The sequence below is a fragment of the Petroclostridium xylanilyticum genome (genome assembly GCF_002252565.1).
GTDB classification, from domain to species: Bacteria; Bacillota; Clostridia; order SK-Y3; family SK-Y3; genus Petroclostridium; species Petroclostridium xylanilyticum.
Genome location: NZ_NPML01000013.1, coordinates 219474 through 242162 on the forward strand (window position 1 = coordinate 219474; position 22689 = coordinate 242162).

General features: G+C 37.7%; 34 protein-coding genes. 5 read left to right on the plus strand and 29 right to left on the minus strand.

The genetic code is table 11. The annotated features are described in order from the left end of the window. Positions 1-78: 78 nt before the first annotated feature. From rpmJ to CIB29_RS18535, 28 genes are all read right to left on the minus strand, one after another. Complete coding sequence (rpmJ, locus tag CIB29_RS08730; RefSeq protein WP_094548792.1) at positions 79-192, minus strand: 50S ribosomal protein L36; 114 nt, start codon at positions 190-192, stop codon at positions 79-81. 24 nt (positions 193-216) lie between these two features. Then, complete coding sequence (gene infA / locus CIB29_RS08735; protein ID WP_094548794.1) at positions 217-435, minus strand: translation initiation factor IF-1; 219 nt, start codon at positions 433-435, stop codon at positions 217-219. Between the two features lie 24 nt (positions 436-459). Next, positions 460-750, minus strand: coding sequence for a KOW domain-containing RNA-binding protein (locus CIB29_RS08740; protein ID WP_198543810.1), 291 nt, complete (start codon positions 748-750; stop codon positions 460-462). Between the two features lie 26 nt (positions 751-776). Continuing rightward, positions 777-1523, minus strand: coding sequence for a type I methionyl aminopeptidase (gene map, locus CIB29_RS08745; protein WP_094548796.1), 747 nt, complete (start codon positions 1521-1523; stop codon positions 777-779). Position 1524: 1 nt separating this feature from the next. Continuing rightward, positions 1525-2160, minus strand: coding sequence for an adenylate kinase (locus CIB29_RS08750; protein WP_094548798.1), 636 nt, complete (start codon positions 2158-2160; stop codon positions 1525-1527). Between the two features lie 26 nt (positions 2161-2186). Beyond that, positions 2187-3458, minus strand: a complete 1272-nt coding sequence (gene secY / locus CIB29_RS08755) for a preprotein translocase subunit SecY (RefSeq protein ID WP_094548800.1) — start codon at positions 3456-3458, stop codon at positions 2187-2189. Between the two features lies 1 nt (position 3459). Then, positions 3460-3900 carry a 50S ribosomal protein L15 gene (gene rplO / locus CIB29_RS08760; RefSeq protein WP_094548802.1) on the minus strand — a complete coding sequence of 147 codons (441 nt, stop codon included), beginning with the start codon at positions 3898-3900 and terminating at the stop codon, positions 3460-3462. Positions 3901-3920: 20 nt separating this feature from the next. Then, a complete protein-coding gene (rpmD, locus tag CIB29_RS08765) occupies positions 3921-4100 on the minus strand; it encodes a 50S ribosomal protein L30 (RefSeq protein ID WP_094548804.1) in 180 nt (59 codons plus the stop codon). Positions 4101-4112: 12 nt separating this feature from the next. Continuing rightward, positions 4113-4616 carry a 30S ribosomal protein S5 gene (gene rpsE / locus CIB29_RS08770; protein ID WP_094548806.1) on the minus strand — a complete coding sequence of 168 codons (504 nt, stop codon included), beginning with the start codon at positions 4614-4616 and terminating at the stop codon, positions 4113-4115. A gap of 15 nt (positions 4617-4631) precedes the next feature. Beyond that, entirely contained in the window at positions 4632-4997 is a 366-nt protein-coding gene (gene rplR, locus CIB29_RS08775) for a 50S ribosomal protein L18 (RefSeq protein WP_094548808.1), read from the minus strand. A 17-nt stretch (positions 4998-5014) separates the two neighbouring features. After that, complete coding sequence (rplF, locus tag CIB29_RS08780) at positions 5015-5566, minus strand: 50S ribosomal protein L6 (RefSeq protein WP_094548809.1); 552 nt, start codon at positions 5564-5566, stop codon at positions 5015-5017. Between the two features lie 32 nt (positions 5567-5598). Continuing rightward, entirely contained in the window at positions 5599-5997 is a 399-nt protein-coding gene (gene rpsH, locus CIB29_RS08785) for a 30S ribosomal protein S8 (RefSeq protein ID WP_094548811.1), read from the minus strand. A gap of 29 nt (positions 5998-6026) precedes the next feature. Beyond that, positions 6027-6212 (minus strand): type Z 30S ribosomal protein S14, encoded by a 186-nt coding sequence (locus CIB29_RS08790; RefSeq protein ID WP_094548813.1) that lies wholly within the window; start codon positions 6210-6212, stop codon positions 6027-6029. A 14-nt stretch (positions 6213-6226) separates the two neighbouring features. Beyond that, complete coding sequence (gene rplE / locus CIB29_RS08795) at positions 6227-6769, minus strand: 50S ribosomal protein L5 (protein ID WP_094548815.1); 543 nt, start codon at positions 6767-6769, stop codon at positions 6227-6229. A gap of 27 nt (positions 6770-6796) precedes the next feature. Further along, a complete protein-coding gene (rplX, locus tag CIB29_RS08800) occupies positions 6797-7120 on the minus strand; it encodes a 50S ribosomal protein L24 (protein ID WP_198543823.1) in 324 nt (107 codons plus the stop codon). Between the two features lie 23 nt (positions 7121-7143). Further along, entirely contained in the window at positions 7144-7512 is a 369-nt protein-coding gene (rplN, locus tag CIB29_RS08805) for a 50S ribosomal protein L14 (RefSeq protein WP_094548819.1), read from the minus strand. 26 nt (positions 7513-7538) lie between these two features. Beyond that, positions 7539-7796 (minus strand): 30S ribosomal protein S17, encoded by a 258-nt coding sequence (rpsQ, locus tag CIB29_RS08810; RefSeq protein WP_094548821.1) that lies wholly within the window; start codon positions 7794-7796, stop codon positions 7539-7541. A gap of 25 nt (positions 7797-7821) precedes the next feature. Further along, positions 7822-8022, minus strand: coding sequence for a 50S ribosomal protein L29 (gene rpmC, locus CIB29_RS08815; RefSeq protein ID WP_094548823.1), 201 nt, complete (start codon positions 8020-8022; stop codon positions 7822-7824). After that, a complete protein-coding gene (rplP, locus tag CIB29_RS08820) occupies positions 8012-8452 on the minus strand; it encodes a 50S ribosomal protein L16 (protein WP_094548825.1) in 441 nt (146 codons plus the stop codon). The genes rpmC and rplP overlap by 11 nt, the downstream gene beginning before the upstream one ends. Positions 8453-8454: 2 nt before the next feature. Then, a complete protein-coding gene (gene rpsC / locus CIB29_RS08825; RefSeq protein WP_094548827.1) occupies positions 8455-9120 on the minus strand; it encodes a 30S ribosomal protein S3 in 666 nt (221 codons plus the stop codon). A gap of 19 nt (positions 9121-9139) precedes the next feature. Then, positions 9140-9475 carry a 50S ribosomal protein L22 gene (gene rplV / locus CIB29_RS08830; protein ID WP_094548829.1) on the minus strand — a complete coding sequence of 112 codons (336 nt, stop codon included), beginning with the start codon at positions 9473-9475 and terminating at the stop codon, positions 9140-9142. 41 nt (positions 9476-9516) lie between these two features. Next, a complete protein-coding gene (rpsS, locus tag CIB29_RS08835) occupies positions 9517-9795 on the minus strand; it encodes a 30S ribosomal protein S19 (protein WP_094548831.1) in 279 nt (92 codons plus the stop codon). A gap of 89 nt (positions 9796-9884) precedes the next feature. Beyond that, complete coding sequence (rplB, locus tag CIB29_RS08840) at positions 9885-10718, minus strand: 50S ribosomal protein L2 (protein WP_094548833.1); 834 nt, start codon at positions 10716-10718, stop codon at positions 9885-9887. 119 nt (positions 10719-10837) lie between these two features. After that, on the minus strand, positions 10838-11131 hold the full coding sequence (gene rplW, locus CIB29_RS08845; RefSeq protein ID WP_094548835.1) for a 50S ribosomal protein L23: 294 nt from the start codon (positions 11129-11131) through the stop codon (positions 10838-10840). Next, positions 11131-11754: a 50S ribosomal protein L4 gene (gene rplD / locus CIB29_RS08850; RefSeq protein ID WP_094548837.1), complete on the minus strand. Its 624-nt coding sequence runs from the start codon at positions 11752-11754 to the stop codon at positions 11131-11133. Before rplD ends, rplW begins: the two co-directional genes overlap by 1 nt. A 26-nt stretch (positions 11755-11780) precedes the next feature. Then, entirely contained in the window at positions 11781-12416 is a 636-nt protein-coding gene (rplC, locus tag CIB29_RS08855) for a 50S ribosomal protein L3 (protein ID WP_094548839.1), read from the minus strand. 211 nt (positions 12417-12627) lie between these two features. Further along, the gene (rpsJ, locus tag CIB29_RS08860; protein ID WP_094548841.1) at positions 12628-12939 is read right to left on the minus strand and encodes a 30S ribosomal protein S10; all 312 of its coding nucleotides are present in this window, start codon (positions 12937-12939) and stop codon (positions 12628-12630) included. Positions 12940-13080: 141 nt separating this feature from the next. Next, positions 13081-13224, minus strand: coding sequence for a hypothetical protein (locus CIB29_RS18535; protein WP_157910254.1), 144 nt, complete (start codon positions 13222-13224; stop codon positions 13081-13083). A 439-nt stretch (positions 13225-13663) separates the two neighbouring features. Here CIB29_RS18535 and CIB29_RS08865 point away from each other — a divergent pair, with 439 nt between their 5' ends. The 5 genes from CIB29_RS08865 (at position 13664) to CIB29_RS08885 (ending at position 21640) form a co-directional block, all read left to right on the plus strand. Then, the gene (locus tag CIB29_RS08865) at positions 13664-14617 is read left to right on the plus strand and encodes an RluA family pseudouridine synthase (protein WP_094548843.1); all 954 of its coding nucleotides are present in this window, start codon (positions 13664-13666) and stop codon (positions 14615-14617) included. A gap of 623 nt (positions 14618-15240) precedes the next feature. Next, positions 15241-16488: a glucose-1-phosphate adenylyltransferase gene (locus tag CIB29_RS08870; protein ID WP_094548845.1), complete on the plus strand. Its 1248-nt coding sequence runs from the start codon at positions 15241-15243 to the stop codon at positions 16486-16488. 124 nt (positions 16489-16612) lie between these two features. Beyond that, entirely contained in the window at positions 16613-17731 is a 1119-nt protein-coding gene (gene glgD / locus CIB29_RS08875) for a glucose-1-phosphate adenylyltransferase subunit GlgD (RefSeq protein WP_242965125.1), read from the plus strand. A 27-nt stretch (positions 17732-17758) separates the two neighbouring features. Further along, a complete protein-coding gene (glgA, locus tag CIB29_RS08880) occupies positions 17759-19189 on the plus strand; it encodes a glycogen synthase GlgA (RefSeq protein WP_094548847.1) in 1431 nt (476 codons plus the stop codon). Positions 19190-19204: 15 nt separating this feature from the next. After that, positions 19205-21640, plus strand: a complete 2436-nt coding sequence (locus CIB29_RS08885; protein ID WP_094548849.1) for a glycogen/starch/alpha-glucan phosphorylase — start codon at positions 19205-19207, stop codon at positions 21638-21640. 47 nt (positions 21641-21687) lie between these two features. Here CIB29_RS08885 and glpX read toward each other — a convergent pair whose 3' ends face one another. Continuing rightward, positions 21688-22677 carry a class II fructose-bisphosphatase gene (glpX, locus tag CIB29_RS08890; protein WP_094549189.1) on the minus strand — a complete coding sequence of 330 codons (990 nt, stop codon included), beginning with the start codon at positions 22675-22677 and terminating at the stop codon, positions 21688-21690. Positions 22678-22689: the final 12 nt, after the last annotated feature.

The window sequence follows — 22689 nt, forward strand, 5'->3', positions numbered from 1 at the left end:
AGGACATACAATATACTCTTATATTATTACAGCACTAATTGACAATTGTCAATTCTCAATTGTCAATTCCCAATTTGCTCAGCCCTGTTTTTGTTTATGCTTAGGGTTTTCACAAATTACCATTATTCTTCCTTTTCGTTTTATAATCTTACATTTTTCACATATTGGTTTAACAGATGGTCTTACTTTCACCGCAATCCCTCCTTTGAACACCTGCTACTTCGCTCTCCATGTAATCCTTCCACGGGTTAAGTCGTAAGGAGAAAGTTCAACAGTAACCTTGTCTCCCGGAAGAATTCTGATAAAATTCATTCTCAGTTTACCGGATATATGAGCAAGTATCCTGTGTCCGTTTTCTAACTCCACCTGAAACATTGCATTGGGCAACGCTTCAATTACTTTTCCTTCTACTTCTATGACATCTTCTTTTGCCAAGGAAAAAACCTCCTTTAACCGCGACTATACGATTCCGTTTTCACTTTCCGATTCCTCCAAAAAAGCTTTTAAGCTTTTTCTTATCTCAGAATTGCTAACTTTTTGCATTTTGTCGAGTTTATCTTTAATGTATTGCGCATCTTTTCCAGTAAACCGCAAATGCTTAACCTTTTTTTTCTTTGGTTTTTCAAACCGTCTGATATCTCCATCGCATATATAGACGTAATTTTCATCTATCTGCTCTATAACGATAAAATATCTCCCTTTGTCCCTTCCAGCCGTTGAATATACTATTTGTCCAGGACATATATCCACTTATATCACCTCTGCCGATTTTATCATCAGGTACCGGTCAGTATCTCTGGATACCCTTTCGTAATAGCAACGGTATGTTCATAATGAGCAGATAGACTTCCGTCGACTGTAACAACTGTCCAACGGTTAGGTAAAATTTTCACATGATGTTTACCCATATTTACCATTGGTTCAATCGCCAGGGTCATTCCAGCAAGTAATCTCGGCCCCCTTCCGGGAGGGCCATAGTTTGGGATTTGCGGCTCTTCATGCATATTTTGTCCAATCCCATGTCCTACAAAATCCCGTACTACTGAATACCCATGCTGTTCCACATATTTTTGAATAGCTGATGAAATATCAGATAATCTATTTCCTTCTACTGCGTATTTAACGCCTTTGTAAAAGCTTTCCCGTGTTACCTTTATTAATCTCTTAGCTTCTTCAGAGATATTACCTACCGGATGAGTTCGTGCTGCATCACCATGATATCCTTTGTACATTACACCGATATCTATACTAATAATATCGCCATCTTTTAACTTGTTTAAACTTGGAATACCATGAACTACTTCTGCATTAACAGAGGCACATATACTCGCCGGAAATCCATTATAGCCTTTAAAGGATGGAATAGCACCTTGACTCCTAATATATTCCTCTGCGATACTATCCAGCTCTTCAGTTGTAATGCCAGGTCGAATAGCCTTCTCCAAAAGATCATGGGTTTCAGCTACAATTCGCCCGGCTTTCCTCATGTATTCAATTTCCTGAGCGGCTTTAACAGTTATCATCTTACACTACTCCAAGTGCCTTAAGTACTTCTTTGGTTGTATCTGCTACTTCTTCTTGTCCATATGCTACAACAAGTAACCCTTTGCTTTGATAGTAGTCTTTAAGAGGTTCAGTCTGTTCATGGTAAACTTTCAGCCTGTTTTTAACTGTTTCAGGCGCATCGTCCTGCCGCATAATAAGTTCGCCACCACACAAGTCGCATATATTTTCCTCTTTTGAAGGCTTATAGACAATATGGTAGGTTGCCCCACACTTACTACACTGCCTTCTTCCAGAAATTCTTTCAACTATCTTTTCTTCGGCTACTTCTATACTTAAGACTTTATCAATCGTTACACCCATTTTAGTTAATGCATCGGCTTGAGGAACGGTTCGAGGAAATCCGTCCAGAATAAAGCCGTTTTTGCAATCATCTTGAGTTAATCTGTCCTTTACGATTTCTATGACTACATCGTCAGGAACAAGCAACCCTCTATCAATATATTGCTTTGCTTCTTTTCCCAAATCCGTCCCCTGACGTATGGCATTCCGGATAATCTCACCGGTAGAAATCGTGGGAATATCTAACTTCTTTGAAAGTACCTCGGCTTGCGTTCCTTTTCCAGCCCCTGGTGCACCTAATATAATCAGCCTCATTTCCTTTCCCCCATTTCTACCTTATATTATTCAAGGAAACCTTTATAGTGTCTCATTAACATTTGAGATTCCATTTGCTTCACAGTTTCCAGAGCAACGCTAACAACGATCAGTAAGCTGGTACCACCGATTGCTAACCCGCCTAACTTTACTCCGTAGTTAATAAATATCGGAAGCACGGCAATTAAGCCTAAAAAGATTGCTCCGGTCAGAGTTATTCTTGAAAGAACTTTGTTAATATAGTCGGAAGTTGGCTTTCCCGGCCTGATACCTGGGATAAAGCCTCCGTTTTTCTTCATATTATTTGCTATTTCTATCGGATTAAAATAGATAGCTGTATAGAAATAAGTAAAGAAAATAATTAATATAAAGTAAAATGTACCATAGAACCATGAACTTGGAGAGATAAAATCCAAAAATCCCCGCCAGAAGGTTCCTGGTGCCGGTTGAGCAAAAAATTGTGCAATGGTGGAAGGGAATGTCATAATGGACATCGCAAAGATAATTGGAATAACCCCTGCCATACTTACCTTAATAGGTATGTGTGTACTTTGTCCACCGTACATTTTTCTTCCAACTACTCTCTTCGCATACTGTACCGGAATTCTTCTTTCAGCCTGGTTCATAATGACAACCACTGCTACTACAGCTAGAGCGAATACTATAAATAGAATTAATGTAAATATATTCAAATTCTTATTAATATAGTTAGCATATAACGCTCTAACCATTGCAGGGCCTCTTGAAACGATACCTGCAAAAATAAGCAGTGATATACCGTTTCCTATGCCCTTTTCAGTAATTTGTTCACCCAGCCACATTAAAAAAGCAGTACCTGCAGTAAACGTAAGTGTAATTGTAATATAAGAAAGAATTCCCGGTTTTACTATCGCCCCGCTTAGACCAAAATATAAGCCGGTAGCCTGAATAAATCCAAGGATGACAGTACCATATCTTGTGAACTGTGCAATTTTCTTTCTTCCTTCTTCGCCTTCCTTAGCCAACTGCTCAAGGGCAGGTATTGCAACTGTTAATAGCTGCATAATGATTGATGCGTTGATGTAAGGTGTTATGCTCATGGCAAATATGGTTGCATTACCAAAAGCACCGCCTGTGAGTGTATCCAAAAATCCAAATAGGGAATTGTTGTTACCTATTAACTGCTGTAATGCTGTTTTGTCCATTCCTGGTACAGGAATAAATGATCCGAGACGAAATACTACCAACAGCATTATAGTGTATAATATCCTTTTCCTCAAATCAGGTATTTTCCAGGCATTTCTCAAGATGTCAAACACATTACATCACCTCAACCTTTCCTCCTGCCGCTTCTATTTTTTCGGCAGCTGACTTGCTGAACCTGCTTGCTTTTACAGTGAGGTTTTTCGTCAATTCTCCTCTGCCGAGAACTACTACGCCGTCTTTTATCTTCCTAATTACCCCTGACTCTTTAAGCAGCTCAGGAGTTACCACAGTTCCGTTATCAAATCTGTCAAGATCTGAAACGTTTATTTCAACGAATTCTTTAGCAAATATATTGGTAAACCCTCTTTTAGGAATACGTCTGTGCAATGGCATTTGTCCACCTTCAAATCCAGGTCTTACTCCTCCGCCGGCACGAGCCTTTTGGCCTTTATGACCTCTTCCGGCAGTTTTACCATTTCCTGAACCATGACCTCTTCCTTTTCTCATGGGTTTTTTCTTTGAGCCTGGTGCAGGCTGTAACTCAAACAATTTCATTTGCTACACCTCCCTCTGGTTTATATTTCTTCTACATTCACCAAATGTGAAACTTTATTTACCATACCTCTGACTTGCGGGGTATCTTCATGCTCTACTACATCTCTAATCTTTTTAAGGCCTAAAGCTCTCACCGTTGCAATTTGATCTTCCTTACGACCAATAATGCTTTTGGTTAATGTGATCTTAAGTTTAGCCAATTAAGTCCCCTCCTAACCTAACAGTTCTTCTACGGTTTTACCTCTGAGTCTTGCAACTTCTTCAGCTCTTTTAAGCTGACTCAAACCGTTGATGGTTGCATTTACCATGTTTCTTGGGTTATTGGAACCTAAAGATTTTGTTCTGATATCTCTAATACCTGCGAGCTCCAACACTGCTCTGACCGGTCCGCCGGCAATAACTCCAGTACCTGGGCCAGCCGGCTTTAGTAAGACACTACCGGCTCCAAACTCACCAATAATTTCGTGGGGGATTGTAGTATCAACCAATGGAACATTAATAAGATTTTTCTTGGCATCTTCAATTCCTTTTCTAATAGCATCCGGAATTTCAGCTGCCTTCCCCATGCCGCAGCCTACATGACCATTTTCATCTCCCACTACTACCAGTGCACTGAATCTAAAGGTTCTACCACCTTTAACAACTTTCGCTACACGGCTTATATTTACAACCTTTTCTTTTAAATCCAATGTGCTTGCGTCTATGCGCTGTGCCATAATGTCCCTCCTTTATTAAAATTCTAGTCCGCCTTCTCTGGCTCCTTCAGCCAGTTCTGCCACTCTTCCATGATAAAGGTATCCGCCTCTGTCAAAAACAACTTTTGTGATACCTTTTTCCAAAGCTTTTTTAGCAACCAGCTTGCCAACCTCTCTTGCAGCTTCTTTATTACCGCCGTATGGTAAATCCTTCAAAGCCTCATCTAACGTAGAAGCAGCTACCAGAGTAGTCCCCGCTTCATCATCAATAATTTGCGCATATATATTTTTAAGACTTCTGTAAACATTCAATCTTGGGCGCTCCGCAGTTCCAAATACTCTCTTCCGTACCCTTTCATGACGTCTAAGCCTTGCAATATTACTGTTTGGCTTATTTATCACTGCTAATCACTCCTCTCCTACTTCTTGCCTTTACCGCCAGTCTTACCTTCTTTACGTCTGATTACTTCTGTTTCATACTTGATACCTTTGCCCTTATATGGTTCAGGTTCTCGCTTGGTTCTGATTTTTGCAGCAAATTCGCCTACCGCCTGTTTGTCTGCACCTTTTACGACAATCTTGTTAGGCGCAGGAACTTCTATGGTAATTCCAGCCGGTTCTTCCATTTCCACAGGATGTGAATATCCTAAGGACAGTACCAGTTTTTTACCTTGTTTTTGTGCCCTGTAACCAACGCCGTTGATTTCAAGTGCTTTTTCAAATCCCTTGGTGACACCTTCCACCATATTAGCGATCAGTGTCCTTGTCAATCCGTGCAGTGCCTTATGTCCTTTTTCATCGGATGGTCTTTGCACCACTACATTTCCATTTTCAAGTTTTATAATCATATCTTTATGAAGTTGTTTGTTAAGTGTACCCTTAGGTCCCTTAACAGTAACAACGTTATTGCCGTCAACTTTAACATCTACACCGTTAGGTATGGCAATTGGCATTCTTCCTATTCTTGACACTTTTCACACCTCCTTAAACTTCTTACTGCAGCCTACCAAATGAACGCCAGTACTTCTCCGCCTACTCCTTCTTTCCTGGCTTTCTTGTCGGTCATTACGCCTTTAGATGTAGAGATAATTGCTATCCCTAATCCGCCAAGAACTTTAGGGAGTTCATCTTTGCCGGCATAAACTCTTAAACCGGGTTTACTGATTCTTCTAAGGCCGGTAATAACCTTTTCCTTATTAGCTCCATATTTCAGATTTATTCTGAGTATACCCTGTTTGCCATCTTCAATAAGCTCGTAATTTTTAATATATCCTTCTTCAAGCAATATATCTGCAACAGCCTTCTTTAAGTTAGAAGCTGGAACATCTACTGATTCATGTTTCGCAGAATTCGCATTTCTGATACGGGTTAACATATCTGCAATTGGATCGGTTATCTGCATTTGTCCTACCTCCTTCCATAGTCTCCCTTTTACCAACTAGCCTTCTTAACTCCAGGAATTTGCCCCTTATAGGCTAATTCTCTAAAGCAAATACGGCAGATACCAAATTTTCTAAGATAAGCGTGGGGTCTTCCACAAATTCTGCACCTGTTGTACGCTCTTGTGCTGAATTTAGGTTTTCTTTGTTGCTTTAAAATCATCGCTTTTTTTGCCACACATTTCCCTCCTCTCAGCTACGTTGGAATGGCGCACCCATAAGAGTAAGCAATTCTTTTGCTTCTTCATCGGTTTTTGCTGTAGTAACAAATATAATATCCATACCTCTTACTTTATCAACTTTATCATATTCAATTTCCGGGAAAATAAGCTGTTCTTTAATTCCCAAAGCATAGTTTCCTCTTCCATCAAATGCATTCGGATTTATGCCTCTGAAGTCTCTAACTCTTGGTAACGCTACATTAAATAATCTGTCAAGGAATTCATACATCTTGTCATTTCTTAATGTTACCTTACAACCTATATTCATCCCTTGTCTCACTTTAAAGGACGCTACTGATTTTTTTGCTTTGGTAATAGCAGGTTTTTGACCTGTAATTGCTGCCAGTTCATTAACAGCTGCATCCAATGCTTTTGGATTTTCCCTTGCTTCCCCTACACCCATATTAATAACAATTTTTTCTAACTTAGGAATCTGCATAGGGCTTTTATAGTTGAACTTCTTCATAAGTGCAGGTGCAACTTCGTTTATATATTTATCTTTTAATCTTGCCATCTGAATTTACCTCCTTTCGAGAAAAGCTTAGTCGTTAAATACCTCACCGCAGTGTTTGCAATATCTTACCTTGTCACCGTTGTCTAAAATTTTCTTTGCAAGACGGGTAGGCTTATGACATTTATTGCATACATGCATAACTTTTGCTGCATAGATTGGAGCTTCCTGATGGACAATACCACCAGTCTGACCTTGTCTTCTAGGTTTAGTATGCTTGGTAGCCATATTTACGCCTTCAACAATAACCTTACCCTCTTTAGGAAAAACAGTTAATACCTTGCCTTTTTTACCTTTATCCTTACCGGAAAGGACCAGTACAGTATCACCTTTTTTTACATGTACTTTATTAATAGCCAATTGTGCCACCTCCTTAACTACAGTACTTCTGGGGCTAATGATAATATCTTCATATATTCCTGGTCTCTTAATTCTCTTGCAACAGGACCAAAGATACGGGTACCTCTTGGGTTCTTATCATCCCTGATAATTACTGCTGCATTTTCGTCAAATCTTATATATGAACCGTCAGGTCTTCTTAAACCTTTTACAGATCTAACAACAACTGCTTTAACAACATCACCTTTTTTAACAACTCCACCGGGTGTTGCTTTTTTAACAGAAGCAATGATTACATCACCAATATTGGCATATCTTCTCTTAGATCCGCCTAATACTCTAATACACATAAGTTCCTTTGCCCCTGTGTTGTCAGCTACCTTTAAAAGTGTTTGCTGTTGAATCATCGGTATATCCTCCTTTCGAGCAAATCTTACTTCGCTTTTTCAACGATTTCAACCAATCTCCATCTTTTATCTTTACTTAACGGTCTTGTCTCCATTACTTTAACCCTATCTCCAATACCGCACTCATTATTTTCATCATGAGCTTTCAGCTTATAAGTTCTTTTAACAATTTTACCGTAAAGCGGGTGCTTCACATTACCTTCAATAGCAACAACAATTGTTTTATCCATTTTATCGCTAACGACCCTGCCGATTCTAACTTTTCTGTTGCCTCTTTCGCTCACAGAAACTACCTCCTTTCAAGCCTTCTTAAACGGATTCCTTCAATTCTCTTTCACGAAGGATGGTTTTAACTCTAGCAATAGACCTTTTGACCTCTTTAATTCTCATGGGGTTTTCCAGCTGATTTGTTGCGTGCTGAAACCTCAAGTTGAATAGCTCAGCTTTTAGTTCTGACAACTTTTGCTGTAATTCAGCTGATGTTAATTCCCGCACTTTATTAGCCTTCATTGTCTTCACCACCCATTTCTTCCTTCTCACGAGCAACAAACTTGCATTTGATAGGAAGTTTGTGCATCGCTAATCTCATTGCCTCTCTGGCAATTTCTTCTGAAACTCCGCCTATTTCGAACATAATCCTTCCTGGCTTAACAACAGCTACCCAATATTCCGGAGATCCTTTACCGCTACCCATACGAGTTTCAGCAGGTTTTTCAGTAACCGGCTTATCAGGGAATATTTTAATCCAAACTTTACCGCCTCTTTTAATATAACGGGTCATTGCTATTCTGGCAGCCTCTATTTGGTTGCTTGTAATCCAAGCTGGTTCCAATGCTTGTAATCCGAAATCACCATAAGAAATTGTATTACCTCTGGTCGCTTTACCTTTCATTCGACCTCTTTGTACTCTTCTATATTTTACTCTCTTAGGCAATAACATTATTATTTTCCTCCTTCCTCGCGATTTGCCTTTTTGCTTTCAGGAAGGACCTCCCCTTTATATATCCAGACTTTTACGCCCAGTTTTCCGTAGGTGGTATCTGCTTCCCAGAAACCATAGTCTATATCTGCTCTTAAAGTCTGTAAAGGAATAGTACCTTCATGGTAATGTTCTGTTCTTGCTATTTCAGCACCGCCTAAACGGCCTGCAACAGATGTCTTAATACCTTTAGCTCCTAACTTCATTGCTCTGGCCATTACCTGCTTCATAGCTTTTCTAAAAGAAATTCTTCTTTCCAGTTGTGCAGCAATATTTTCTGCTACTAACTGTGCATCCAATTCAGGAACTTTTATTTCGATAATATTTACAGAAACACTTTTTCCTATCATGTTTTCGAGCTGCTGCTTAAGTTTGTCTATTTCAGCGCCACCTCTACCGATAATAATTCCAGGTTTTGCAGCATGGATATTTACTTTAACTCTGTTTGCTGCTCTCTCAATTTCAATTTTTGAAACACCGGCTGCAAAAAGTGCTTTCTTGATGAACTTTCTCACTTTAAAGTCTTCTACCAGGTTATCAGCAAAAACATTATCGTTTGCATACCATTTGGAATCCCAGTCTTTAATGATACCGACTCTTAAGCCATGTGGATTTACCTTCTGACCCATTACCTAACCTCCTTTTCGATTATTCCTTTTCCTTCAACACTAAAGTAATATGACTTGTTCTTTTCCTGATTCTGTATGCTCTTCCCTGAGCCCTCGGCATAATCCTCTTGAGCGTTGGTCCCTGGTTTGCATAAGCTTCAGCAATATATAATTTGTCAACATCCATCTCATGGTTATTTTCTGCATTTGCAATGGCAGATTTTAATAATTTTTCAAGTAATTCTGAAGCTGCTTTCGGAGTGTGCTTTAAAATTGCCAAAGCTACTCCTACAGGCTTATTTCGAATTAAATCTATTACAATCTTAGCTTTTCTTGGTGATATTCTTGCATATCTAAGTACTGCCCTAGCTTCCACGAGTGATTCCTCCTTTCATAAAATCCATTGCTTACTATAAATTAGCGTACTCCTGACGCTTTTTCTCCTGCATGTCCTTTGAAGGTCCTGGTTGGAGCAAACTCCCCTAACTTATGTCCAACCATATCCTCAGTAATATATACAGGAACATGTTTTCTACCGTCATGTACTGCAATTGTATGTCCAACCATTTCAGGAAATATTGTAGAACTTCTGGACCAGGTTTTCAAAACCTTCTTTTCTCCAGCCTTATTCATGTCTTCTATTCTCGCTAACAGCTTCTCATCAACATAAGGTCCTTTTTTTAGCGATCTACCCATTCCAATGCCTCCTTCCACAAATAGTTCGTGGTTCATGGATCGTGGTTGATAGTAATTTAGCCACTACCCACCACACATTACCCACTATATTATTTCGCATTTCTTCTCTTAATAATAAACTTATCGGACTTGTTCTTTTTCTTTCTGGTCTTATATCCAAGAGCAGGTTTACCCCAAGGAGTAACCGGGCTTGGTCTCCCTATAGGTGACTTGCCTTCTCCACCACCATGAGGATGATCAACAGGATTCATTACAACGCCTCGGACGGTTGGCCTCCAGCCCATGTGTCTTTTTCTTCCTGCTTTACCGATAGAGATATTTTCATGATCAAGATTTCCTACTTGGCCGATTGTAGCCTTGCAGTTCAATCTAATCATTCTCACTTCACCGGAAGGTAATCTAACCTGTGCATAATCTCCTTCTTTTGCCATTAACTGTGCTGCATTACCGGCGGCTCTAACTAATTGAGCTCCTTTTCCGGGCTTCAATTCGATATTGTGTATTAATGTACCCACCGGGATATCACTTAATAATAAGGTATTTCCAGGTTTAATATCTGCACCCTGTCCGGATAGTACGGTGTCACCAACATTTAATCCCAAAGGAGCAATAATATATCTCTTTTCACCATCTTCATATTGTACAAGAGCAATATTTGCGGTCCTGTTCGGATCGTACTCAATTGTTAATACTGTTGCTGGAACACCATCTTTATCTCTCTTAAAATCAATAATTCTATATTTTCTCTTAACCCCGCCACCTCTGTGACGTACCGTGATCCTACCATATGCGTTTCTGCCGGCTGTCTTTTTTAGAGGTTCAAGCAAAGATTTTTCTGGCTCTACCTTTGATAACTCTTCAAATGTAGAAACAGTCATAAACCTTCTTGCCGGAGAGGTAGGATTATATTTCTTCGTTGGCATCCTTCTCAACTCCTTACTTAATTCTGCATAACATCAATTTTTCACGACTTTTAACCTTTAGGAGTTTTTAGTTTGTGGTGTGCTCACTCCCCCACCACCCACTAACCACTACCCACTAATTAAGCCATTCCTTCAAAGATTTCTATTGCCTTGCTATCTTCAGTCAGCTTAACAATAGCCTTTTTCCAGTCAGGTCTTTTACCGGAATGCATACCCATTCTTTTTATTTTGCCTAAAACTCTTAAAGTATTTACACTTTCTACTTTTACACCAAATAGTTCTTCAACTGCTTTTTTGATTTCAATCTTATTAGCATTTAATGCTACCGCGAAGGTGTATTTTCTATCAGCAACCTGATCCATACTGCGCTCAGAAATGATCGGTCTTATAATGATATCATGTGCATCTCTCATTATGCGTACACCTCCTCAATTTTAGCAACCGCATCTTTAGTAACAATAAACTTGTCATGGTTTAGTATGTCATAAACATTTAATGTACTTACCAATGTAGTGGTGACTCCAGGAATATTTCTTGCAGATTTTATTATAACCTCATTCTTTTCAGGAAGTACAATCAATGCTTTAGAATCCACTTTCAGGTTATCCAGCACCTTTACCATTTCTTTTGTTTTAATGCTGTCGAGACTTAAATTATCCAATACCAAAATATCATTTTCCAGCACTTTTGAGCTAAGAGCAGATTTGAGAGCTAATCTTTTCACTTTCTTGTTTAAAGAGTATCTGTAGCTTCTTGGCTTTGGTCCTAAAGCTATACCACCCTTTACCCATTGAGGAGCTCTAATGCTACCCTGTCTCGCTCTACCTGTGCCCTTTTGTCTCCAGGGTTTTATACCGCCACCGCGTACTTCCGCTCTTGTCTTGGTGTTTTGCGTTCCCTGCCTTTGATTTGCCAAGTAATTTACTACTACCTGGTGGAGAACAGTTTTATTAACTTCTACTCCAAAAATGCTATCATTTAACTCTATATCTCCAACCTGTTTACCGCTCATATCGTATAAAGCCACTTTAGGCATCATACATCCTCCTTTCCTGCAAATTCTTATTTTTCTGCCTTAACAGTATTTTTAATAACAAGCAATCCACCTTTAGGTCCAGGTACAGCACCTTTCACCAAAAGAAGATTCCTTTCAGCATCGACCTTTACAATATCAAGGTTCTGAATAGTAACTCTCTCAACCCCCATGTGTCCAGGCAATTTTTTACCTTTAAACACTCTACCCGGGTCAGTGTGAGCACCCATGGAACCAGCACCTCTATGATATCCGGAACCGTGCGCCATAGGACCTCTGTGTGCTCCCCATCTCTTAATAGCTCCGGCAAATCCTTTACCTTTGCTGGTGCCGGTTACATCCACCCTGTCACCAGGGGCAAAAACATCTACCTTGATTTCATCGCCAACATTAAGAGTATCAGCATTGTCCAGCTTTAATTCTCTTAAATATCTCTTATAACTAACTTTTGCCTTATCAAAATGTCCTTTTATAGGTTTGTTAACTCTTTTCTCATTCTTATCAACAAATCCAACCTGCACAGCATTATAACCATCATTTTCAACAGTTTTCTTTTGAACTACAGTGCAAGGTCCTGCTTCTATAACAGTTACCGGAATTAATCGGCCTTCTTCATCAAAAAGCTGCGTCATTCCAATCTTCTTTCCTAAAATCGCTTTCTTCATCAATGGCACCTCCTAAATGGTTATTGGTTCGTTTCCACGAACATGACCAGTTTTTAATTAATAATTAATAGTTGATAATTAATAATGATAGTGTTGTAATACCAACTAACATTCCTACTTTTAAAATATACTTCATTTTAGTGCTTAAACTTAATTTTTAAAAATTGTTCATGTTAATTGTTCATTATTCATTATTGGTTATCCACTGTCATTACAACTTAATCTCAATGTCTACGCCTGCCGGCAAATCGAGTCTCATCAAGGCGTCAACAGTTTTTGGCGTTGGAACCAAAATGTCTATCAGCCTTTTATGAGTCCTCATTTCAAATTGTTCACGAGAATCTTTGTACTTGTGAACTGCTCTTAGAATAGTAATAACTTCTTTTTGTGTTGGTAGCGGAATAGGCCCCGACACTTTTGCTCCTGTTCTTTTAGCAGTTTCCACAATCTTTTCGGCTGATTGATCCAACAACATGTGGTCATAAGCCTTTAATCTGATTCTGATTTTTTGATTTGCTGCCATACATTCCCCTCCTTCAATCGTACGGTTAGTTTGTGATACGCACGACAGCAGTAAAAAACTGTACACTGTGCCGGGTGTTTCATTCTGCCCTATAAATAAACCCAGATTAACGTCAAAAGACATAACCTGGGCATAGAAACGCTAGCTTAATAGCATAATAAATTCACCATTAACAACTTTACCAAACCATCTTTCAAAGCGGTTCAGTACCACAAGCAAGACTGGCATTAGACCTTTCCCGCTTGACGTATTAAAGTGTACAGTGACTGTGTCGCCCGGTTTCATGAATCGGACATTCTCCGCAGAAATTCCCCAACTCCAGGTTGGCAACCTTCTACATCATCGTATGTCATGTCACAACTATTATATAGTACACGATTAGCGCAAATTTTGCAAGGGTTTTTTGAAATTTTTTTAAATATTAGCTCGGAGTTCTGGGTTTGGAGCTCGGAGAAGTCTCTTTAAATCTTAAAGTCTAAAAAATTTGTTAATTAATTAAGTTAATCTTTCACTTATTTTGTAACCTTGATTAAATTATTGGTTTGATTTGTGGATAACACTATATATAGAATAGATACAGTAGACAGTACAAAATATATAATGTATAGTATAAATAATCAGGAATCGGAAGTTTTGAGACTTATTAAAGTATTCATAAAAATTGAATTATTTTCTCCGAGCTCCGATCTCCTAACCCCAAACTAAAATAAGGAGCTATATTTGTATGAGAAGCATAACAGTAAAGCCAAACGACGCTAACCAGCGTATCGACAAATTCCTTCAAAAATATTTTAAAACTATGCCATTAGGAATGATTTATAAATGCATTAGAAAGAAGAGAGTTAAGGTTAACGGCAAAAAAGTTGAGATTAATTATAAATTGGTTGAAAATGATATTATTGACTTGTATATTAATGATGAATTTTTCAAAGAAACAGCCCAACAAGATATATTTAAAATTGTCAAACCAAATATCGATATTATTTATGAGGATGAAAACATTATACTTATAGACAAAAAACCCGGCATGGTAGTGCACCCTGATGAAAAGGAACAGGTAGATACTTTAATTAACCATATTAAAAGCTATTTATATAACAAGAAGGAATATCTGCCTGAACATGAAAACACATTTGCTCCTTCCCTCTGCAACAGAATTGACCGGAATACAGGGGGGATTGTAATAGCAGCAAAGAATGCTGAAGCTTTAAGAATTGTTAATGAAAAAATAAAAAGCAAAGAGATAAGAAAATTCTATCTTTGTATTGTTCGGGGGATTCTCCAAAAAAAGACAGGCAGCCAGACTGACTACCTGATAAAAGACCATTCTTTAAATAAGGTATTTATTTCAAATAAACCTGAGACAGGCGGAAAAGAAATTATAACGAAATATAAAGTATTAAAAGAAAAAAACAATATGAGTTTATTGGAGGTCGAGTTGATTACCGGAAGAACTCACCAAATCCGTGCACATCTTGCATCCATCGGGCATCCGCTTATAGGGGATGACAAGTATGGAGATAAAAACTTTAATCGGTCAATGGGCTTTAAGTATCAGGCTTTGTATTCCTATAAATTGTATTTTGATTTCACAAGTGATGCAGGAATTTTGAACTATTTAAAAGGAAAGGTTTTTGAATTAAAAGAAGTAGGATTTGCAAAGAAGTTTTTATCTTAATGGCAAGGATTTAAAAGCTGGCTTTCAACTTTGGAACTGCCTAATGCTTCTAAGGGTTATACCTGCGAATTTATTGAACTTTGTTGTAGCCTTGCTTGCGCTATATTATGTGAAAGCTTTTAGTAATCTTTTGTGAAAAATTTATAAAGGTACTCTTGATTTTTTGTACGATTTTCTGGTAAAATTATCATGTAGTAACGTTCCATATTTTATATCTTTTCCCATACGTTTGTTTTTATCTTTTAGATTTTTTTGCTTAATCCTACTTTAGAAAAGTCTAAAAGCATGCTAATGTAAATTTTTTACAAATTTTTAAATTATAATAAATTATTTTTTTAACGAATTTTTAACTTACATTTAATAATATTTTTATTTTAAATGTATATTATTTCAATATATTGGTTTATTTTACTGAAAAAATTATATATTTTATATTTATATGATTATAAAAGAAACTGGTAGGGGAGGTACAGTAATAATAAAATCTTTTTATTGAAAATTAATATGGTAGGCTTTGTTGATAAATAGGAAATTAGTCTTTTCACAAAAAACATGATTTCCTTTATATTAAAAATAACTGGGAAAAATAGCATAAAATTTATATAAATTAAGGAGGACATATAATGCGAAATAAAGAATGTATTGCTATGATTTTAGCCGGAGGCCAGGGCAGCAGGCTAGGAGTTCTTACCAAAAAGCTAGCTAAACCGGCCGTTCCATTTGGGGGTAAATATCGTATTATTGATTTTACGCTTAGTAACTGTACCAATTCTAACATTGATACCGTAGGAGTGCTTACTCAGTACCAGCCTTTGGTCTTAAATTCATATATAGGAATTGGAAGCCCTTGGGATCTGGATAGAAGGGATGGCGGTGTGTCTGTGCTTCCTCCTTATGTAAGACAAAAAGGTGGCGAATGGTATAAAGGAACTGCCAATGCTATTTATCAAAATATAGATTTTATCGATCGCTATAGCCCTCAATATGTCCTTATTTTATCCGGAGACCACATCTATAAAATGGATTATTCTCTAATGCTGGATTATCATAAAGAAAAAGGTGCAGATGCTACTATCTCAGTTATAGAAGTGCCTTGGGAAGAAGCAAGTCGTTTTGGAATCATGAATACCGATGAAAATAAAAGAATAAAAAGTTTTGAAGAAAAACCCAAAATTCCTAAAAGTAATTTAGCGTCCATGGGCGTTTACATATTCACCTGGGAAGTACTTAGAAAATACCTCATTGAAGATGAACAAGACCCTGCATCAAGTAATGATTTTGGAAAAAATATAATTCCTAAAATGCTAAATGATAAACAGAAGATGTATGCCTATCCTTTTAACGGCTACTGGAAGGATGTTGGGACTATCGAAAGTTTATGGGAAGCTAATATGGACCTGCTGTCCGACCATCCAAAACTAGACCTTTATGATCCTGAATGGAGAATCTATTCTGTCAATCCAACCCAACCACCAAATTACATCGGGCCTACAGCAAAAGTACGTCGTTCTTTGATTAATGAAGGCTGTATGGTGTTTGGTGAAGTAGAAAATTCTGTGTTGTTTCCCGGAGTTTATGTTGGAACAGGCACAAAAATCATAAACTCGGTTATTATGCCCAATGTAAAAATTGGATGCAACGTTAAAATCGAAAATACAATTATCGGGGAGGAAACCATTATATCCGACGGCTGCCAGATTGGGTGTGCAGAAGGTAATGACATCCGGTATAGTACCAGGACCGGATACCCCCAAATTACAGTAATAGGAGAACACCTCATTATTCCAAAAAATTCAAGAATTGAAAAAAACTCTATGGTAAGTATAGAAAATGATGAGATATATCAGATAAGATCATCTAATGTGTCGTAAAAAGCTCGGAGTTGGGAGTTTAGAGTTCGGAGTTTGCAAGTTATGAGTTCACGTTAGAAACTCGGCACAATTCTCCGTGCTCTTGATTCCAAACTCCAAGCTATATTTAAGGAGTGATATAAGTATGATGAGAAACGTTTTGGGAATTATTAACAATACAAAAAATGATGAATTTTTAAAGGAAATTACATATAACCGTTCTATTGCTTCTGTCCCCATTGGCGGCAGATATCGTTTGATTGATTTTGTACTTTCAAATATGGTGAATTCGGGAATACAAAATATCGGAATTCTTGTACAAAACAAGTATCGTTCTTTGCTCGACCATTTGCGTTCCGGTAAGGAATGGGATTTAGACAGAAAAAGAGATGGATTATTTATACTCCCCCCCTCCCCCAGTTATCCTGTACCAATTCGCAAAGGTGATTTAGAAAACTTCTATAATAATTTAAGCCATTTTTCCAGAAGCAGGCAGAAATATGTAATAATCTCCGGAACAGATGTGGTTTGCAACATTGATTATACGAATGCTTTTAACTTTCACCAGGAAATGGATGCTGATATTACAATCATCTATAATGAAGTAGACAAAGATGGCGAAGACTTGACTCAATGTATCGTGCTTGATATAGCAAAGAATAACCGCATCATTGGTATGGAGGTCAATCCTGTTAATATAAAAAATAATAAAATTTCAATGGAAATGTATATAATGAAAAAGAATTTATTAATAGACCTGATAGATGAATGCGTTTCCAGGGGTAATTATGATTTTGTAAAGGATGCCATTATCAAAAACATTGACCAGTTAAAAATGTACGGATATCCTCATCAAGGGTATGTCGCCAGAATCAACTCCATCCAAAGTTATTACAAGCATAATATGGATTTGCTTAGTCCTGCAGTCTGGAAAGATTTATTCTTTAATTCAGGCTTAATTTATACAAAAGTAAAAGACCAGGCACCGGCAAAATATATGGACAATGCAGAAGTTAAAAATGCTTTGGTAGCTAACGAATGTATCATAGAAGGAAAAGTTGAAAACAGCGTACTATTTAGGGGGGTGCGCATCCACAAAGGGGTTCATATCAAAAATAGCATTATTATGGAAAAGTGTAATATTGAAGAAAATTCAGTACTTGAAAATGTAATCCTGGATAAGGAAGTTCATATTAGCAAAGGGAAAAAAATAATCGGTGTACCGGGCTATCCTGTAGTAATCGAAAAGAAAACAGCAATATAAAGCTACAATAAAAGAGGAGGTAAACAAATGAGAATACTCTTTGCGGCATCAGAAGGAATTCCTTTTGTAAAAGGAGGAATACAATCTGATATGATTGGTTACTTACCCAAGGAATTAAAAAAACAAAAGATTGATGTGCGGGTAATATTACCAAATTACGGAGATATTCCACTACAACTAAGAGAGAGAATGGCTTGGAAAAAGAACTTCACCGTTCCTCTTGCCTGGAGAAATCAATTTTGTGACCTTCAGGAATTGATATACGATGAGATTCCATATTATTTTATCGATAGTAAGTATTACTTTAATAGAGAAGGTTTATACGGCTTCGATGACGATGCCGAACGTTATGCATTCTTTTGCCGTGCAGTACTCGAAGCACTTCCCCATCTTGACTTTCAGCCTCAAATCATTCACTGTCACGATTGGCAGACAGGAATGATTAGTGTGTTTTTAAAAACTCATTATAATGAAAATCCGTTTTATAAAAACATTCGGACAGTTTTTACCATCCACAACTTAAATAATCAAGGAATATTCTCTAAAGAAATATTAGGTGACCTGTTAAGTTTAGGAGAAGAATATTTTACAATGGAAACGCTTGAATTCTATGGTCAGTTAAGTTATATGAAGGGCGGCCTATCGTTTTCGGATGTCCTTACTACAGTTAGTAAAACTTATGCAGAAGAAATTCAAAGTTCATATTTTGGTAAAAATTTAGATGGCTTTTTAAGAAAAAGACAGAAAGATTTATACGGAATATCTAATGGCATCGATTATAATGTTTATAATCCTGCTACTGATCCTTATATTTTCACTACTTATCAGAGATCTTTGAAGAAAAAAATGGAAAATAAAACAAAGTTACAAAAACTTCTGAATTTACCTGTAAAAAAAGATATTCCCTTAATTGCTGTCATTTCTCCTTTCAACATATCAAGAGGCATAGATATGATAATATCCGGAATAGAAGAACTTCTTACAATGGATATACAAATGGTCATAATGGGAAAAGGAGACGGCAAGTATGAAATGCAATTAATGCATGCTGCTAAACAATATCCTGATAAAGTATCTGTTAATATTTCTCTAGACGAGTCCCTCGCACGTAAAATTTATGCGGCATCAGATATGTTTCTTATTCCATCTCTTATTGAACCGTGTTGTATTAAACAACTTATTGCTTTACGTTACGGAAGTATTCCTATTGTTAGCGAAACCGGTAGTTTGAAAGATACTATACAACCTTTTGATGTAAATACCGGCGAAGGTAATGGGTTTAAATTTACAGGTTATAAACTGCGAGATATGATAGAGGTTACCAAAAAAGCGATTAATATGTTTTATAACAAAGAATTGTGGTATAAAATTATTAAAAATGCTATGAAGACCAACTATGGCTGGGATAAAACAGCAAAGCAATATTATAATCTGTATGAGTTTTTATTAGATAAATAATCTTCGGAGGATTTTATGACTATTAGCAAAGAAAACTTTAAAAAGACTTTTTTAGAAAAATTAGCGACAATGTATGGAAAAAGTATTGAAGAAGCATCTGATATAGATAAATACATGGCATTAGCAAGCTTAGTCCGCGATTACATCAATAAAAAATGGGTACAAACAAATAAACAGTATATGGAAAGTGGTGAAAAAGAGGTATACTATTTTTCACTGGAATTCTTACTGGGCAAACTGCTGGGCTCTAACCTTCTCAATATGCAGCTTACAGAATTATGCAAAGAAGTATTGGCAGAATTAAATATTGATATTAATGAGATTGAGAATTTAGAATCGGATGCGGGGCTGGGTAATGGCGGACTTGGCAGATTGGCAGCTTGTTTTCTTGATTCCCTCGCCTCCCTCCATTTACCTGGCCACGGCTGTGGCATAAGATACAAATACGGCCTTTTTGAGCAAAAGATTGTAGACGGCTACCAGGTTGAACTGCCTGATAATTGGCTGAGGGACGGAAATGTCTGGGAGATCCGTAAGCCTGATAAAGCGGTTGAAGTAAAATTCGGAGGCAATGTAAAAGTTGATAATGTGGATGGAAGACTGACATTTACCCATGAAAATTATGAAAGTGTCCTGGCCGTCCCCTATGATATTCCTATTGCCGGGTACAACAACAATACCGTCAATACTCTTAGGCTCTGGAGCGCCGAAGCGGCCAAAAAAGACTTTGATTTTTCATCTTTCAGCCGCGGCGATTACATGAAAGCTGTTGAATATAAATACTCTGTTGAGGCAATCTCCCAGGTCCTCTACCCTGACGATAGTTACTATGAAAATAGAGTATTGAGGCTTAAACAGCAATATTTCTTTGTTTCTGCAGGCTTACAAAGCATTGTACGCAGGTATAAGAAAAAATATAAATCCTTTTCCCATTTTTCTGATAAAATTGCAATCCACATTAACGATACTCATCCTACTCTGGCAATACCCGAACTAATGCGCATTCTAATGGATGAAGAAGGTATGGGATGGGATGATGCATGGAAGATTACTACCAATGCCATATCCTATACTAACCACACCATTATGTCTGAAGCCTTAGAAAAATGGCCTATAGAGACATTGAGGTCTTTATTGCCCAGGATTTATATGATTATCCATGAAATTAATGAAAGATTCTGCAGGGAACTGTGGAACAAATATCCGGGAGATTGGGACAGAATAAGCAGAATGGCAGTTATAGCCGATGGATATGTAAAAATGGCTCATCTGGCCGTCGTAGGAAGCTATAGCGTAAATGGCGTGGCTAAAATTCATACCAGAATTCTGAAACAGGAAGTTATGAAAGATTTCCATGACTTTTACCCCTATAAGTTCAATAATAAGACAAATGGGATCACCCATAGAAGGTGGCTCTTGAAAGCCAACCCTCTTCTATCCAGCCTTATAACCGATACAATTGGTCCAAGCTGGATTAACCATCCATGGGACCTTATCAATTTAATTAAGTATGCAGATAATTCTTCATTCCAGGATGAACTCGCAAAAGTCAAGTTACAGAACAAAAGCAGCCTCGCAAAACTAATCAAGGATAAGTATAACCTGGATATAGACATCCATTCCATCTTTGACGTACAGGTAAAACGAATACATGCCTATAAGAGACAGCTGCTGAATGTGTTTCATATTATGGATTTATATAACCGGGTGCGTGAAAATCCTTACCTGGATATAACGCCACGTACCTTTATCTTTGGAGGCAAAGCTGCTCCTGGTTATTATTTGGCTAAACTAACCATCAAACTTATAAATACATTAGCTAGTGTAATTAATAACGACAAAACCATTCAAGATAAAATTAAAGTAGTATTTTTAGAAAACTATTCTGTATCTCTTGCCGAAATGGTTTTTCCTGCATCCGATGTCAGTGAGCAGATTTCAACGGCAAGTAAAGAAGCATCCGGAACGGGGAATATGAAGTTTATGATGAACGGTGCTGTAACCATTGGTACTCTGGACGGTGCGAACATTGAAATTAAAGATGAAGTAGGAAATGATAATATCTTTATCTTTGGTCTTACTGCAGATGAGGTACTTAATTTCTATCATTATGGCGGATATAATGCATGGGACATATACAACAGCGATTCAAGAGTAAAAACAATCCTCAACCAGTTAATCAATGGGTTCCTCCCCAATGCCAACGATGAATTTAAAAATATATTTAACTACCTACTCTATAACAATGATGAATTTTTCGTACTAAAGGATTTTTCAGCCTATGTCGATACCCAAAACAGGCTGGATCATAGGTTTAGAAATAAAAGCAAATGGCTGACAATGGGTGTACACAACATCGCCCATTCAGGTAAATTCTCCAGCGATGGAACCATTAATGAGTATGCAGTGGGGATATGGAAGATTAAGCCGGTTTTTATTAGTGAGGAGTAAGGAGTGGAGAGGGGGAAACAAAAATTTCCTGCCCCACTCTCCACTATTCAAATGTTCGTTTCTAATTTTAATTCTTTTGAAGGGATAGTCTTATACTTCAGGTTATGGTCCGCTTGTATGTACCGTATCGTTTTTGTCTTGTTCCTCATAACAAGAGAATGGGAAATTGCTTTGGAGCCGGTGAATTTTATTCCGGGCAGTAAGTCACCGTCGGTAATTCCCGTACAGGCAAAAATGATATTTTGTCCTCTGGCCAGATCTTTTGCAAAATATACTTTATTTACATCATACCCGCTTACAAATACTTTTTCCATCTCCTTTTCATCTCTAGGCGCAAGTTTTACCTGCAAATCTCCATCCATACACCTGATCGCTGCCGCAGCAAGTACAGCCTCCGGTGACCCACCTATCCCCAGATATAAATCAATTCTCCCATCTTCTATGCAGGTGGCTATGGCTGCTGCCACATCTCCATCGGTAATGAGCTTTATCCTTGCACCACATTCCCTGACTTCCTTTATATACTCTGCATGTCTTTCCCGGTCTAGAATTGCAACAGTCAATTCATGCACCGTTTTGTTCAATCTTGCAGCTGCAACCTTGAGGTTTTCCCTAATGCTGCAATCTATGTCAATAAATCCTTTTAGCTTTGGACCATAAGCAAGTTTTTTTACATAGAAACACGGCAAGTAAGCAATTGAATCCTTCTCACCTACTGCAATAACCGCCAGCGCGTTAGGGAGACCATTTGCTACAAGCCGGGTACCGTCTATCGGGTCAACAGCAATATCCACTTCTGGGGCATTATCAGCCCAACTTCCAACTTGTTCACCAATATACAGCATTGGTGCCTCATCCTTTTCCCCTTCACCTATCACTATGCGTCCTTTTATGTCCAACAAATCCAGCATACCTCTCATACCATCTACGGCAGCTTTGTCAGCGTTATTTTTATCTCCGTTTCCCATCCAGCGGCTTGCCTTTAGTGCAGCAACCTCGGTTACCCTAACCATATTTAGAGAAATATCCCTCTGCAAATCCAAATGAAA

Bases quoted from the DNA above. Each gene is read 5' to 3' on its own strand.
- rpsS (WP_094548831.1), bottom strand. From the start codon at position 9,795: ATGGGTAGATCGCTAAAAAAAGGACCTTATGTTGATGAGAAGCTGTTA.
- rplD (WP_094548837.1), bottom strand. From the start codon at position 11,754: ATGCCTAAAGTGGCTTTATACGATATGAGCGGTAAACAGGTTGGAGAT.
- rpsH (WP_094548811.1), bottom strand. From the start codon at position 5,997: ATGCAGATAACCGATCCAATTGCAGATATGTTAACCCGTATCAGAAAT.
- CIB29_RS08870 (WP_094548845.1), top strand. From the start codon at position 15,241: ATGCGAAATAAAGAATGTATTGCTATGATTTTAGCCGGAGGCCAGGGC.
- rplN (WP_094548819.1), bottom strand. From the start codon at position 7,512: ATGATTCAACAGCAAACACTTTTAAAGGTAGCTGACAACACAGGGGCA.
- rplC (WP_094548839.1), bottom strand. From the start codon at position 12,416: ATGAAGAAAGCGATTTTAGGAAAGAAGATTGGAATGACGCAGCTTTTT.
- rplP (WP_094548825.1), bottom strand. From the start codon at position 8,452: ATGTTATTGCCTAAGAGAGTAAAATATAGAAGAGTACAAAGAGGTCGA.
- map (WP_094548796.1), bottom strand. From the start codon at position 1,523: ATGATAACTGTTAAAGCCGCTCAGGAAATTGAATACATGAGGAAAGCC.
- CIB29_RS08750 (WP_094548798.1), bottom strand. From the start codon at position 2,160: ATGAGGCTGATTATATTAGGTGCACCAGGGGCTGGAAAAGGAACGCAA.
- glgD (WP_242965125.1), top strand. From the start codon at position 16,613: ATGATGAGAAACGTTTTGGGAATTATTAACAATACAAAAAATGATGAA.
- rplB (WP_094548833.1), bottom strand. From the start codon at position 10,718: ATGCCAACGAAGAAATATAATCCTACCTCTCCGGCAAGAAGGTTTATG.
- rplO (WP_094548802.1), bottom strand. From the start codon at position 3,900: ATGAAATTGTTTGAGTTACAGCCTGCACCAGGCTCAAAGAAAAAACCC.
- glgA (WP_094548847.1), top strand. From the start codon at position 17,759: ATGAGAATACTCTTTGCGGCATCAGAAGGAATTCCTTTTGTAAAAGGA.
- rpsE (WP_094548806.1), bottom strand. From the start codon at position 4,616: ATGGCACAGCGCATAGACGCAAGCACATTGGATTTAAAAGAAAAGGTT.
- rplW (WP_094548835.1), bottom strand. From the start codon at position 11,131: ATGAGAGATGCACATGATATCATTATAAGACCGATCATTTCTGAGCGC.
- rpmC (WP_094548823.1), bottom strand. From the start codon at position 8,022: ATGAAGGCTAATAAAGTGCGGGAATTAACATCAGCTGAATTACAGCAA.
- rpsC (WP_094548827.1), bottom strand. From the start codon at position 9,120: ATGGGTCAGAAGGTAAATCCACATGGCTTAAGAGTCGGTATCATTAAA.
- CIB29_RS08865 (WP_094548843.1), top strand. From the start codon at position 13,664: ATGAGAAGCATAACAGTAAAGCCAAACGACGCTAACCAGCGTATCGAC.
- CIB29_RS08885 (WP_094548849.1), top strand. From the start codon at position 19,205: ATGACTATTAGCAAAGAAAACTTTAAAAAGACTTTTTTAGAAAAATTA.
- rpsJ (WP_094548841.1), bottom strand. From the start codon at position 12,939: ATGGCAGCAAATCAAAAAATCAGAATCAGATTAAAGGCTTATGACCAC.
- CIB29_RS18535 (WP_157910254.1), bottom strand. From the start codon at position 13,224: ATGAAACCGGGCGACACAGTCACTGTACACTTTAATACGTCAAGCGGG.
- rplE (WP_094548815.1), bottom strand. From the start codon at position 6,769: ATGGCAAGATTAAAAGATAAATATATAAACGAAGTTGCACCTGCACTT.